Annotated in this window: 11 protein-coding genes and 1 pseudogene; 1 reads left to right on the top strand and 11 read right to left on the bottom strand. The window is 66.2% G+C overall.

Translation table 11 applies throughout. The annotated features are described in order from the left end of the window. The 11 genes and pseudogenes from HWX22_RS29955 to argH form a co-directional block, all read right to left on the bottom strand. Positions 1-117, bottom strand: a pseudogene (locus tag HWX22_RS29955) (IS5/IS1182 family transposase); the annotation flags it as partial. 143 nt (positions 118-260) lie between these two features. Then, positions 261-1,751, bottom strand: a complete 1,491-nt coding sequence (locus HWX22_RS29960) for an ISNCY family transposase (RefSeq protein ID WP_175912256.1) — start codon at positions 1,749-1,751, stop codon at positions 261-263. Positions 1,752-1,925: 174 nt separating this feature from the next. Beyond that, positions 1,926-2,939: a hypothetical protein gene (locus tag HWX22_RS29965; protein ID WP_175912254.1), complete on the bottom strand. Its 1,014-nt coding sequence runs from the start codon at positions 2,937-2,939 to the stop codon at positions 1,926-1,928. A gap of 86 nt (positions 2,940-3,025) precedes the next feature. Then, complete coding sequence (locus HWX22_RS29970; protein WP_175912252.1) at positions 3,026-4,591, bottom strand: methyl-accepting chemotaxis protein; 1,566 nt, start codon at positions 4,589-4,591, stop codon at positions 3,026-3,028. Positions 4,592-4,745: 154 nt separating this feature from the next. Continuing rightward, a complete protein-coding gene (locus tag HWX22_RS29975; protein ID WP_175912250.1) occupies positions 4,746-6,152 on the bottom strand; it encodes an MmgE/PrpD family protein in 1,407 nt (468 codons plus the stop codon). Next, complete coding sequence (locus HWX22_RS29980) at positions 6,149-7,057, bottom strand: polysaccharide deacetylase (RefSeq protein WP_175912248.1); 909 nt, start codon at positions 7,055-7,057, stop codon at positions 6,149-6,151. The genes HWX22_RS29975 and HWX22_RS29980 overlap by 4 nt, the downstream gene beginning before the upstream one ends. Continuing rightward, positions 7,054-7,926 (bottom strand): polysaccharide deacetylase, encoded by an 873-nt coding sequence (locus tag HWX22_RS29985; RefSeq protein WP_175912246.1) that lies wholly within the window; start codon positions 7,924-7,926, stop codon positions 7,054-7,056. Before HWX22_RS29985 ends, HWX22_RS29980 begins: the two co-directional genes overlap by 4 nt. A gap of 7 nt (positions 7,927-7,933) precedes the next feature. Beyond that, positions 7,934-8,767: an ABC transporter substrate-binding protein gene (locus HWX22_RS29990; RefSeq protein ID WP_059693162.1), complete on the bottom strand. Its 834-nt coding sequence runs from the start codon at positions 8,765-8,767 to the stop codon at positions 7,934-7,936. 77 nt (positions 8,768-8,844) lie between these two features. After that, complete coding sequence (locus HWX22_RS29995; RefSeq protein ID WP_082721950.1) at positions 8,845-9,648, bottom strand: amino acid ABC transporter ATP-binding protein; 804 nt, start codon at positions 9,646-9,648, stop codon at positions 8,845-8,847. Beyond that, positions 9,645-10,535, bottom strand: coding sequence for an amino acid ABC transporter permease (locus HWX22_RS30000; RefSeq protein ID WP_059693208.1), 891 nt, complete (start codon positions 10,533-10,535; stop codon positions 9,645-9,647). The genes HWX22_RS29995 and HWX22_RS30000 overlap by 4 nt, the downstream gene beginning before the upstream one ends. Then, positions 10,529-11,962: an argininosuccinate lyase gene (argH, locus tag HWX22_RS30005; RefSeq protein WP_175912244.1), complete on the bottom strand. Its 1,434-nt coding sequence runs from the start codon at positions 11,960-11,962 to the stop codon at positions 10,529-10,531. Before argH ends, HWX22_RS30000 begins: the two co-directional genes overlap by 7 nt. Before the next feature lie 126 nt (positions 11,963-12,088). Between argH and HWX22_RS30010 the strand changes: the two genes are divergently transcribed. Beyond that, the gene (locus HWX22_RS30010) at positions 12,089-12,967 is read left to right on the top strand and encodes a LysR substrate-binding domain-containing protein (protein ID WP_175912243.1); all 879 of its coding nucleotides are present in this window, start codon (positions 12,089-12,091) and stop codon (positions 12,965-12,967) included. The last annotated feature ends 6 nt before the right edge of the window (positions 12,968-12,973 follow it).

Consider the following 12,973-nt stretch of genomic DNA (forward strand, 5'->3'; position numbering starts at 1 on the left):
CGTCAGCAATCGCGACCACGGCACGAGCTTCTCCATCTCTTCCAGGAAACGCTGGCGCCGAGTCATGCGCTTCTTGCCCGTGCTTTCCGCTTCCGCAAAGCTCATTTGCCGTTTCATCGTCGTGGACCCGTTCCGTGAACTATCTTCTACAACGTCCTCGGCTGCGTCAGCGATGACCACAGAGCCGGATAAATCAGTGTTTCCCTAAGTTGAAATGTCCGGGCTTACGGGCTTGATGTTTGTTTCTCTTGGGTTACAGATCACGCAATGTCGAAGAGCGGATCCTGAACGGGCAGGGTGCTTACGCTTGCGTCACTGCCCCTTGCAGACCGGCGGCCAGGTTTGCGCGCAGGCTGTTGGACCTGTCTGCGTTCGGCGAGATCCACGATCACTTTCTCGACATCGGCCTGCGTGAACTCACGCTGCTTCTTTTTGTTCGGCTGAGTGGTGTTGCGATTCGTCTTGGTCGAGTCGCCTCGATGCGTTCGAGACGGTGCCTTACCGATTCGGCTGTTATCGCGCTGCGCCTGAAGCGCTTGCGCGATCTGCAGCACGTGACTCAGACGCTTGTGTTCGACGATGGCACCTTGATCGATTTCGGCCAGCCGGTCGTACTGCCTGCACGGCAACACGCGACCCTCTGTTCGGAGTTCGATCCGCCCATCCGGGTACTCCCACACCTCGATCTGCCGGTCGATCAACTTTCGATTCTCCGGCGTGTCCTCCAGCAAGTACATTACCCGGTCGTACTGCACCGTGAGCGACCTCGTCACTTTTCGCGGCTCGCGCCACGTCAGCACCAAGTCAAGATTCTCATCGGCGCGCAACGGTCGGTGCGCATTGAAATCGCTCTTCGGCGGCTTCGCAAAACGTGCGTTGTAAGCGGCCATGAAGGAGGGCGCATACGCATTGGCGTCACCCACCGTGTTGATCCCGCGCAATCGCATCTCCTTGACCAAGCGATCCTGCAACGTCAGATGTGCTCGCTCGACTCGCCCCTTGGCCGGACTGCTGTTCGCGCAAAACGTGTCGATGTTCAGCTCGTACATCGCGCGGCCGAAGTGCGTCACCCGATTACCAGTCTTACCTGGCGTTACGTTGCGGAACACGCTGTACTTGTCGCTATAGAACGCCCCCGGCTTGCCGTGGCAGTCGATGTACGCGCGCGTCGCCTCGAAGTAGCTGAAGGTCGATTCGGTCTGCGTGAAGTGCAGCATCATCAACCGGCTCGTCGCGTCGTCGACGTACACCAGCAGCGTGCAGGCCGGCGCCCGATCCTCGAACCATCGATGGTCACTGCCATCGATCTGGATCAGTTCCCCCAGGCACGCGCGTCGCGCCCGCGGTTGATAAACCTTCGGTGGCCGCTGCCGGCGCGGCACCCACAGGCCAGCGTCGGACATCAGCTTCCGGACCGTCTCCTTGGCCAGCCGAATGCCGTGACATTCCCAGAGCTTCTCGCAGGCCAGCGTCGGGCCAAAATCGGCGTAGCGATCACGGATGATCGACTGCACCCGGTCAGCCGTCGTGCTGTCCAATCGATTGTTGCTGGGCTTCGCGCGTCGTTGAGACACGAGGCCTTGCGGCCCGTGCTCACGCAGTCGGCCGACCAGTCGCCGAATCTGCCGCGTTGTCAGCCCGAGTCGCTCGGCCGCGCGCCACGGCTGAAGCTTGCCGTCCGCGACGTCCTGAATGACCTTGAATCTGTCCAGCTCGCGCATCGTCATCGTGATCCGTTCCGTTCCAGCCATCAAAGCCTCCGGCGCTGGATTCCCAGCGGCCGATCAGCTTACGATGGGTCGAAAAGCGGACATTTGAACTTGGCTAGAAGCGGACATTACAACTTAGCCACTACAATCCAAAACGCTGATCATCAGCATTATGTCAATTCAAATTGCAACACGGCAGACCTGCATTTACAGCCACTAGAAATTGCGCGCCACGCCGACCATGAACATGTCTTGATCCTTGTCGTTGCCGGTTGCGACACGATTGAAGCGCAAGCTCGCAGCCCAATCATTCGTGACCTGATACGTCACCTGCGCGCTGAGCAAGGCATTGAGTCTCGTCTTGCTCGAGACTTCGTCCCGATCACGCGAGAGATACGGACCTACGCCTGCCGAAAGCGTCCATTTGCTCCTGATCGGCGCGACGTACCAGAGTTGCGCCGCCACACCTCTTCGACCGGCGACACCATTATTGCCCTCGTAGACGAAGCTCGCCGAATAGGCCCACGCATTGCCGAGCGGCCGCTTGACTTCGACCATATACCCTTTCTCGATCGGCACTTGAGGACGGTTCGTCTGCGACGTGCCGGCCCAAACGCTAACCTGCGTCTTGCCGTCCGAAAGCGCGGGGCCGGGATCGCCGCCGAAATCCGAGCCGATGCCGAAGAGCACCGCGTCGGAATTGAATCCGCCAATCATCTGGACGTGGTTGTACTGGACCTTGAGGAAGAAGCGGTTGGGAACGACGTAATACCGCACCGCTGCTGACGCACGCACGCCCCATCGCTTTTCGTTGCGCACCTCGTTGTCGACATGCGTCGTGTCCATGCTGAAATACGGTCCCGCCGAGAATTCGAGGGCCACGCGACTGCCGACCGGCCAACGAAACGAACCCAGGGCGGCGAAGCCGTCACGGTGGTGATCCAGGGGATGCCCCTCGTTCACATACGCGAGGTAGACCGAGAGGTAGTCATTCAGGACGTCACCGAAGCCGACTTCGTAGGCGCGCCAATGCATGTCGCCACCCTCGGTCGCGCGTCCGTCGCCATACACGGCATAGACGTTGAGCTTTCTTTCAGATTGCTTGACATCGGTTGGCAAGCTCGACGGACTGTCCTCGGCGTGCACGTGGCCTGGGCCGGCCAGAATCGCCAGACCGGCGATCCAGCTTGTGAGCACGAAGCGCGAATAGATGCGACGGCATTGTCCCATTTGGACACCCCTCACCCTGATAACCGCGATTTCCTGGACAAGCTGGTAACGATTATAGGCTGCCTCCGGTAACCGGTCGCCCGGGTTTACGCAACGGCCTGCGAGGAACCGATCCGAAAGACCGAGACGGTCGCCTCCAGTTGCCCCGCCTGCTCCCGCAGCGACAGCGCGGCCGCCGACGCCTGCTGAACCAGCGCCGCGTTCTGCTGCGTCACCTGATCCATTTGCGTCACAGCCTGATTCACCTGTTCGATGCCTCTGGATTGCTCGTCGGACGCGGCGGCAATCTCGCCCATCAGCACGTGCACGCGTTGCACCGACGTCAGGATCTCCGACATCGTCCCGGTCGCGCGATCGACCTGTCGCGCACCGGTCTCGACGCGTCTCAGCGAATCCGTGATGAGTTCCTTGATCTCCCGGGACGCCGTGGCGCTGCGTTGGGCAAGCGATCGCACTTCGCCTGCGACGACCGCGAATCCGCGCCCCTGCTCGCCTGCCCGCGCCGCTTCGACGGCCGCATTCAACGACAGGATGTTGGTCTGGAATGCGATGCCTTCGATGACGGAGATGATTTCGGCGATCTTGCCCGACGCTTCCGACAAACCGCGCATCGTGCTGACGACTTCCTGCGCCGCCTGATTGCCCTCTTCGGTCAGCAACGCCGCGTCGTGCACCACCTGATTCGCCTGCTTCGCGTTCTCGGCATTCTGGCGCACCGTCGAAGTCAGTTGCTCCATCGAGGCTGCCGTTTCCTCCAGCGACGCGGCCTGCTCTTCGGTCCGTTGCGACAGGTCCATGTTGCCGGCCGTGATCTCGTGCGCGGCCGTCTCAATGGAGTGCGAACCTTCCCGCACCACGCGAATCGTTTGCAGCAGCTTGCCTTGCATCGCCCGCAAGCCGGTCATCAGTTGCCCCATCTCGTCGGTCGAATCGACGTCGATCCGCGTCGTCAGGTCGCCGCCGGCAATCGCGCTGAAATGATCGAGTGCGTGCGCAAGCGGCGCGCCGATCGCGCGCTGAAGCGACCACCACGTGAGTACGGCTGCGCCGAGCGCGACCAGGATGCCGGCGATCGCGATGCCGACGAACCAGTGGAAACGAGCCTGCGCGGCATCGAACGTCACCCGCGAGGCCGTGATCTGGATTCGGCCGAGCGCGTCCATCGCGTCGGAGACGTCGATGAACAGCGACGGCGGTATGTGCCGCCAGACGTCGGGGATTTTCGCGGGATCGCGGGCGGCAATGGCGCCGAACATCGGTTCGAGGCCGTTCTCGACGAGCGCGTGGAACTTCGTGTTCGCGTCGGCCGCGCGGCGCGCTTCTTCGGGACCGGAGAGCCGCAGCGCGCGATACGCGTCCCACGCCTTTTTCGACGCGGCGAGCAGTTCACGGGATGTCGCGGTTTCCTGCGGCACGTCGGGGCTGTCCGGATCGAGCGCGATGCGATACAGCCATAGACGGGTTCTCGACAGCGCGACATTCGCCTGCCCCAGCGCCTCCGACGATGCGAGCCGGTCGGAATAAAGCGTCTTCACGTCGTCGTTGCTTATCGCCACGCCAATGACGCCGATGATGCCGCCGATGACGAGCAGCACGCCGAGAAAACCCATCGCCAGCGCCAGCCGGACGCGAATGCTGAAATTCCTGATCATGATGAGGGAAGCGTTGAGCACGAAACCGTTGCATGCGACGCATGCGTGTTCAGCCGATCGAAGGCGGCACGTGCGAGACCGATGCCTCGATAACGACCAGAGCGGCGCGTGAATTAGTGCGGAACCGACAAGGAACGTTTCCGGAAACGACGAGTTATGGGCGGAATTTCGGCGTGGTAGGTGAATCGCCGTCATCGGCCGCGAGCAACGCGTTCAACACCCGCGCGTCCGACAACCGCTCCAGCGACAGGCACGCGTCGCTCAACGCATCGACCTGCGCAGGGGCGAGCGCGATGCCCGCCAGCGCACGAAACTTCGCCAGCAGCGCCGCATCGGACAGCGGATTGCGCGGATCGCCGAGTGCGATCGGCACGTGACGCGATTCCCGCCGCCCGTCCGCGCGATGCAGGATCACGGTCGGCTCGTCGAGATCGCCGAGCGCCGGATCGACCTCGATCGCGATGCGCGCGAGCAGCGCCGTGACACGCGAATCCGTGCGCCTGTCGTCGCGATAGGCACCGATTCCCGTGTCGCCGAATGCAAGCGCGGCTGCAACCGCGTACGGCAGGCTCATCTGCGACGACGACAGTGTCGACAGGTCGCGGCCGCCGCACATCCGCGCCACGAATGCGCTGGTTCGCACGACCACCCGCTCGATTTCGCCGGCCTCGAACGTGCGACCTTCGGCAAGCTGCAGTGCCGCGTCGACCGCCGCATGCGCGCTGCGGCACGACGCGTGCGGTTTGATCGAGCAGCGCATCAGTTTCCAGTGCATGCCGAGGCCGTCGGTCAATGCGTCGGGCGCCTGCGATTGCGCGGCGAACGTGTTGAAGAAGCCACCCCAGACGTCGTCGAACACGCTGGCCGGGCCGCTCACGCCTTCGCGTGCCAGCAGCGCCGCGAGCACACCCCCTTCCGCCGCGCGGCCGGCATGCAGCCGCTTCGTCTGCGATCCGTCATGGATGAAGCCCCACAAGCCACCGGAGAAACTCGCCGCATGGCCGAGCGCGTCGCGCGTGCGCGCGGCGTCGAGACCGAGCACGCGTGCGCTCGCTGCCGCCGCGCCGAACACACCGCAACTGAGCGTCGAGTGCCAGCCGGCCCCGTTGTGCGCCGAGTAACCTCCAGCTGCCTCGAGCACGCGCCGGCCGACGTCGTAGCCGAGCACGATCGCGGCCACGCATTCCCGGCCGGTCACCGGGCGTTGCGCACACGACAGCGCGGCGAGCACGGCCGGCATCACGACCGCGCCCGAATGATCGCAGCCGCCGGAATCGTCGAGTTCGAGCGCGTGCGCGGCGATTCCGTTCACGAACGCCGCATCGCGCGCGCCCGCGGCTCGTCGTGTACCCCACAGCGGTGTGCCGCCGCGCTCGACCGTGCCGGTCAGCGCCCGCGCACTGCGCGTCTCGGCCGCGAACGTACCCGCCAGCGCCGCGCCGAACGTGTCGAGCACATGACGCTTGGCCTTCGCGACGACGTTGTCCGACAACGCATCGGCGGCCGTCTGCGCGACGAACGCCGCGAGCCGCGTGGCGCGCGTTTGCGTCTCCGTCTTCATCGCGCCGATTCGTCCGCGAGACAATGCGAGAACACGTCGACCGGATGGCCCGGCGGATTGACGGGCATCCGGGCACGCCACCAGCGCGCGATGTCGCGCCCGGTCGCGAACCATACGTCGCCCGCGTCGCGCAGATGAGCGAGCAACGCGCGCAGCAAGTCGATGCGCCCCGCGGTGCCGATGATCTCGGGATGCAGGCGCAGCACGCAGCACAGCCCGAAGCGGCGAAACCCGTCGACGTCTCGCCGCCAGTTGTCGAGTACGTCACGGTACGCCGCGATGCGCGGCTGGCCGGCCGGTACCGGCGGCGACAGGTTGAACTCGAAGTATGGCTCGTCCTCGAGCTCGTAGTGCAGCGGCAGCTCGACGAGCCGCGCGCCGTCCGCGCGGTCGTCGCCGCGCGGATGCACATACGGCAGATCGTCTCCGCGCCACGACGACGACCACGTGAAGCCTTCCGCGACGAGCCAGTCTGCGAAGCCCTCGGCCCAGTTGCCGGTGAACGAACGAAAACCTTCAACGTCGCGGCCGATCGTGTCCGCAAGCGCCGCGCGCCCGGTGCGGCACGCGTCGATCTGCGCGGCGAGCGGCAGCGCGTCGAAGTCCTCGCAGCGATAGCCACTCACGCCGAGTTCATGGCCGGCAGCGGCGATCTCGCGTATGGCATCCGCATGCGTTTCGGCGACGATGCCCGGGACGAACCAGCTCGCTGGCACACCGAATGCATCGAACGCATCGAGCAATCGTTCGACGCCGCGCGTCGCGCCGTAACGCCACACCGACAGCGACTTCTCGCGGCCGACGATGCGCGGCTCGCGTGTCTGGATACCGTGTATGTCGTTGAAGTCGACCGTGATCGCGACCGCGCAGCGCGCGCCGTCCGGCCAGGCTGGAAGTGTCGTCACAGGCTGCTCCGTTGCGTCGGTTGCGTGTTGTGCGCGTGCTGCGCGAGCCACCAGTCGGCCACTTCGCGACAGCGCGCGAACCAGACGCCGTCCCGCGCGCACATGTGTTCGAACCACGCTTCGAGCAGTGCGAGGCGGCCGGGCTTGCCGCAAACTTTCGGATGCAGCAGCGTCGTCAGGCACAGCCCTTCGCGGTATATGCCGTCGAATTCGCGCGTCCAGTTGTCGAGCGTCGCATCGTAGCCGGCGATCCGGTCGAGCCCGGCCGGATAGTCGGGGTTGCGGTGATACGCGAGCGACGCGTAATCGTCGGTCTCCCAGCGGCCGGGAATCTCGACAAGTGACGGCTCGCCGTCGGCGCCGGGCAGCAGATAGGGACGATCGTCGCCGCGCATCGAACTCGAATAGCGCACGCCGGCTTCGCGCAGCACGCTCACCGTCGCCGCGCTCCAGTCGCCGGACGGCGTGCGGAAGCCGACTGGCCGTACACCGAGCGTGCGGTAGAGCACTTCGGCCGACTGCGCCATGATCTCGCGCTGCCGTTCGGGTTCGAGCGTCCAGAACGCTTCGTGCCGGTAGCCGTGATAACCGATCTCGTGCCCGCGCTCGACGATTGCCGCGCATTGCGCGGGCCAGGTCCGCGCAACCCACGCGGGCACGAAGAACGTCGCGGGCAGGTCGAAAGACGCGAGCACGTCGAGCAGCCGGCCGAGCGCGCGCCATGGCCCGTAGCTGCCGAGCGTGAAATACGCGGGGTTGCGCCAGATCGACCCGTTCAGCATCGCGTCGCCGGTCGGGCCGTCGAGATCGAACGCGAGCGCGACGCACGCGCGCTTCGCGTCCGGCCAGCGGGGAGCCGAGGCCGTCATCGCGCGCTCAGTGCGTGCCGTTGACCATCGCCTTCGCCACCGCGTGCTCCTGCAGCCCCCATTTCGCGAGCAGCTTGTGATACGACCCGTCCGCGATCATCTGGTTGAGCGCCGTCGTCAGCGCGCTGCTGAGCGCGGTGTTGCTCTTCGCGACGCCGATGCCCGTGTATTGCGACAGGAACGGCTTGCCGACCGGCGCGTAGGCGTTCTGCTCGAGGCTGTTCTGGTACGGCAGCGTCTCGCCGCCCTGCACGGCCGCGTCGATGCGGTTCTGGCGCAGCTGCATGCGCGCATCCGACGAGCCGTCGGTGCCGACCACCACGATCGCCGGCTTGCCGGCCTTCACGCAGTTCTCCGCGCTCCACGCGGTCGTGTTGTCCGGGAACGACGTGCGCCGGCTCGACCCGACGCGCTTGCCGCACAGCGCGCCCATCTGCGCGAATTCGCCCGCGCGCGTCTTCAGCACGTAGAACTGCGGCCCCGTCTCGATGTAGTCGACGAACGTCACGGCGTCGCGGCGCGTCGGCAGGTCGGTCATGCCGGACAGGATCATGTCGACGCGCTGCGTCGCGACGGCGCTCATCATCTGGTCGAAGCTCGTCTCGACCCAGTTCAGCTTCGCGCCCATCTTCGCGGCGAGCGCCTCGCCGAGGTCGACGTCGAAGCCCGCGAGCTTGTCGGTCGCCGGGTCCTTGTATTCGAACGGCGGATAGTTCGGCACGATCGCGACGTTCAGCGTGCGCTTGACGTTCGCGGCCTGCGCGACCGCGAAGGAAGCGTGAAGTGCGAGCGCGCCGAATGCGACAGCGGCCAGCGTGCGGGTCAGGACGGATGCTTTCATGGGGTGTAGCCTTGTCGTGGTGGTGTAAGGGGGTACCGCGGTGCTGCGTTGCACGTCTTGTCGGCGGCGCGATCCGCTCAGGCAATCACGGCCGAGATGAAGTCGCGGGTGCGCGCATGCGTCGGTGCGGACAGCACCTGGTCGGGTGGCCCGCTCTCGACGATCCGGCCGCCGTCCATGAACACGACGCGATCGGCGACCTCGCGCGCGAAGCCAAGCTCGTGCGTGACGACGATCATGGTCATCCCGCTCTTCGCGAGATCGCGCATCACGGCCAGCACTTCGCCGACGAGCTCCGGGTCCAGCGCCGATGTCGGTTCGTCGAACAGGATCAGTTGCGGATGCATCGCGAGCGCCCGCGCGATCGCGACGCGCTGCTGCTGACCGCCCGACAGCTCGACCGGAAACGCGTCGCACTTGTGCGCAAGGCCGACGCGCGCGAGCAGCGCGCGGGCCTCCTCTTCCGCTTGCGCACGGCGGCGCTTGAGCACCTGCACGGGCCCCTCGATCACGTTTTCGAGCGCGGTCTTGTGCGGGAACAGGTTGAAGCGCTGGAACACCATGCTCGTCGCGAGCCGCTGGCGCGCGACCTGACGTTCCGACAGCTCGTGGAGCCGGTTGCCCGTGCGCCGGTAACCGGCCAGCTCGCCGTTGACCCACAGCGCGCCCGCGCTGATCGTCTCGAGCTGGTTGATGCAGCGCAGGAACGTGCTCTTGCCCGAGCCCGATGGCCCGATGATGCACAGCACTTCGCCCTGCGCGACGTCGAGCGTGATGCCGTGCAGCGCCTGGAAATCGCCGTACGCCTTACGCACGTCGACCGCGCGAACGACTGCGTTCGTCATGACGTTCTCCTTACGGTTGTGAGTCGCGCCGCTCATTTGCGGCCCGCCGCGCGGCCCGCGCCGCGTGCGAAGCGCCGTTCGACGCGAGCCTGCGCGAACGACAGCACGGTGACGACCGCGAGATACCAGATGCCTGCGACGATCAGAAGCTCGATCACGCGCGCATTCGCGTAATAAATGTTCTGCGCGTTGTGCAGCATCTCTGCGTACTGCACGACGCTCGCGAGCGACGTCAGCTTGACCATGCCGATCAGCTCGTTGCCGATCGGCGGCACGATCACGCGCATCGCCTGCGGCAGGATGATCCGGCGCAGCGCCTGCAGGCGCGCCATGCCGATCGATTTCGCGGCCTCGTACTGGCCGGTGTCGACCGACAGCAGCCCCGCGCGCACGACTTCCGACGTATACGCGCCCTGGTTGATGCCGAGCCCGAGCACCGCCGCGAGGAACGGCGTCATGACGTCGACGGTCCTGAACTCGGCGATTCCGGGAATGCCGAGCGTCGGAAACACCAGCGCGAGGTTGAACCACAGCAGCAGCTGGAGGATCACCGGCGTGCCGCGGAACAGCCAGATGTAGCCCTGCGCGATCGCGCCGAGCACCGGGTTCGACGACAGCCGCATTACCGCGGTGACGACGCCGAGCACGATGCCGAGTGTCATCGCGAGGACGGTCATCACGATCGTGTTGCCGAGGCCGGTGAGAATCGACCGCGCGGTCAGGAACTGGCCGACGACGCGCCATTCGATCTGCCCGCGCGCGAACGCGAGCGCCACGTAGGCGAGCGCGGCGATGATCGCAATCGACGCGACATAGCGGCCCCAGTAGCGCCGGCGCACGCGCACGAGTGCGGCGGTGTCGTCCGCGGCGACGGCCGCGGCCGGTGCGCCGTCGAGACGGTGCGAATCGGATGCGCTCAGCATGACGGCCCCCGGTAGTCGGCTGCCCACGCGGCCTGGCGTTCGATCGCGATGCTCAGGCGGCCGATCTGCTCGTGCACGCGCGCGGGCGACGTGCCGCCGGCGCCGCCGCGCGCGGCGACGGCCGCGTCGAGCGTCAGATGCGCGCGCACCGCCGGCGCGAGGCGCGGGTCGACGGCCTGCAGCTGCTCCGCGCTGGCATCCGCGAGCTCGATGCCGTCGCGTTCGCACGCGCGCACGAGCGCGCCGGTGATCTCGTGCGCCTCGCTGAACGGCACGCCCGACAGCGCTAGCCAGTCGGCGACCTCGGTCGCGAGCGTGAAGCCGAGCGGCGCCTGGCGGTGCATTTCGTCGACGTTCACGCGCATCGTGCGGATCATCCCCGCCATCGCAGGCAGCACGAGTTCGAGCGTGTCGATCGAATCGAACGCGGCGATCTTGTCTTCCGCGAGATCGCGGTTGTACGCGAGCGGCAACGACTTGAGCGTCGCGAGCAGGCCCGTCAGATTGCCGATCAGGCGCCCCGCCTTGCCGCGCGTGAGTTCCGCGATGTCCGGGTTCTTCTTCTGCGGCATGATCGAGCTGCCCGTCGCGTAGCCGTCGTCGAGTTCCACCCAGCGGAATTGCCGCGACGTCCACAGGATCACTTCTTCCGACAGGCGAGACAGATCCACCGCCAGCATGCTGGTGACGAACGCGAATTCGGCGACGTGATCGCGCGCGGCCACCGCGTCGATCGAGTTCTCGCACGGTGCGTCGTAACCGAGCTCCTGTGCGGAAAGATCAGGCCGCACGCAGATCGCCGAGCCGGCCAGCGCGGCCGCGCCGAGCGGCGAGCGTGCGGTGCGGCGGTCCCAGTCGACCAGGCGGTCGGCATCGCGATACAGCGACTGCGCATGCGCGAGCAACTGATGGCCGAACACGATCGGCTGCGCGGGCTGCAGGTGGGTGAAGCCGGCGGTGACCGTGTCGACGTGCCGGCTGGCCTGGCTGATCAGCGCATCCTGCAGGTCGAGCACGCCGCGCACGAGCTGGCGCGCCTTGTCGCGCAGATACAGGCGCAGGTCGTTCGCCGCCTGGTCGTTGCGCGAGCGCCCTGCGCGCAGCTTGCCGCCGAGCGCCGGCAGCCGCTGCGTGAGCACGCGTTCGAGGAAGGTGTGCACATCCTCGTCGGCGAGCGACGGCGCGATCGCGCCGGCCGCGTAGTCGCGTGCGATGCCGTCCATCGCGGCCAGCAGCTGCGCGAGCTCGTCGTCGTTCACGATGCCGGCGCGGTTCAACTCGCGCGCATGCGCGCGGGAGCCAGCCAGGTCGTACGGGACGAGTCGGTAGAAACTCGGATCGGAGCGCGACAGGTTCTGCAGCGCGTCGGACGGTTCGGACTGGAAGCGACCGCCCCACAGGCGCTCGATCGGTTCGGTAAGGCTCATTGCGGTCGACCTTGTCTCGGTTGGAGTCCCACCACTGTAGGCATTCAATTTTTTTTGTTGTAGCGAGAAATTGAATCCGCTTAAATGAAATTTTTCTCAGCACCGTCTCTGCCGACACCCCCGCCGATGCGCAACCGCCTTCCCCCGTTGAACCCGCTTCGCGCGTTCGAGGCCGCCGCCCGGCGCGGCAGCGTGTCGGCCGCCGCCGACGAACTGCACGTGACCGCGAGCGCGGTGAGCCACCAGATCCGGATTCTCGAAAGCACGCTCGGCGTCGCGCTATTCATCAGATCAAAGGCGCGCGTGAAGCTGACGCCTGAGGGCGAAGCGCTGCTGGAGCCGGTCGGCACCGCGTTCGACATCATCGCGAACGCCACCGTCCGGCTCGATTCGCCGGCTGCCGTCGGCGATCTCGTCGTGTCGACGCCGTTGTCGCTGACGTCGCGCTGGCTCGCCCGGCACATCGGCGATTTTCTCGAGCGCTATCCGGGCATCCATCTGAAGGTGATTCCGTCGAACGACGAGCGCGAGATCTATTCGCCGGATGTCGACGTCTGCATCCGCTATGGGGAAGGCAACTGGCGCAACCGGCACGTCGAGCTGCTCGACCATCCAGCGCTGTTCCCGGTCGTGAGCCCCGCGCTGATGAACGGGCGCGATGCGATCCGCAAGGTGCAGGATCTCGCGCGGCGCACGCTGTTCTGCGAGCACGCGGGCTCGTGGATGCGCTGGCTGGCCGAAGCGAAGGCCGACCGGCTGCCGGGCATCCGCATCCTCGAGATCGGCAACGCGCACATCGGCGTCGAGGCCGCGGTGCACGGCCAGGGCGTCGCGCTCGGCGACAGCCTGTCGGTGCGCGACGACCTGATCGACGGCACGCTCGTTCGGCCGTTCAGCGAAACGGTGCCGTCACGTCATGCGTACTATCTCGTCACGCGTCAAGAGCTGACCGAGACGCCGCTCGTGACCGCATTCACGTCGTGGCTGCGCGCGCGCCTCGCGTGATGCCCG

It is taken from the genome of Burkholderia sp. BCC1638 (genome assembly GCF_902833195.1).
Classification (GTDB): domain Bacteria; phylum Pseudomonadota; class Gammaproteobacteria; order Burkholderiales; family Burkholderiaceae; genus Burkholderia; species Burkholderia diffusa.

Excerpts from the sequence above, each read along its gene's own strand:
- HWX22_RS30010 (WP_175912243.1), top strand. The coding sequence starts at position 12,089 with ATGCGCAACCGCCTTCCCCCGTTGAACCCGCTTCGCGCGTTCGAGGCC.
- HWX22_RS29985 (WP_175912246.1), bottom strand. The coding sequence starts at position 7,926 with ATGACGGCCTCGGCTCCCCGCTGGCCGGACGCGAAGCGCGCGTGCGTC.
- HWX22_RS29990 (WP_059693162.1), bottom strand. The coding sequence starts at position 8,767 with ATGAAAGCATCCGTCCTGACCCGCACGCTGGCCGCTGTCGCATTCGGC.
- HWX22_RS30000 (WP_059693208.1), bottom strand. The coding sequence starts at position 10,535 with ATGCTGAGCGCATCCGATTCGCACCGTCTCGACGGCGCACCGGCCGCG.
- HWX22_RS29975 (WP_175912250.1), bottom strand. The coding sequence starts at position 6,152 with ATGAAGACGGAGACGCAAACGCGCGCCACGCGGCTCGCGGCGTTCGTC.
- HWX22_RS29960 (WP_175912256.1), bottom strand. The coding sequence starts at position 1,751 with ATGGCTGGAACGGAACGGATCACGATGACGATGCGCGAGCTGGACAGA.
- HWX22_RS29995 (WP_082721950.1), bottom strand. The coding sequence starts at position 9,648 with ATGAGCGGCGCGACTCACAACCGTAAGGAGAACGTCATGACGAACGCA.
- HWX22_RS29970 (WP_175912252.1), bottom strand. The coding sequence starts at position 4,591 with ATGATCAGGAATTTCAGCATTCGCGTCCGGCTGGCGCTGGCGATGGGT.
- argH (WP_175912244.1), bottom strand. The coding sequence starts at position 11,962 with ATGAGCCTTACCGAACCGATCGAGCGCCTGTGGGGCGGTCGCTTCCAG.
- HWX22_RS29965 (WP_175912254.1), bottom strand. The coding sequence starts at position 2,939 with ATGGGACAATGCCGTCGCATCTATTCGCGCTTCGTGCTCACAAGCTGG.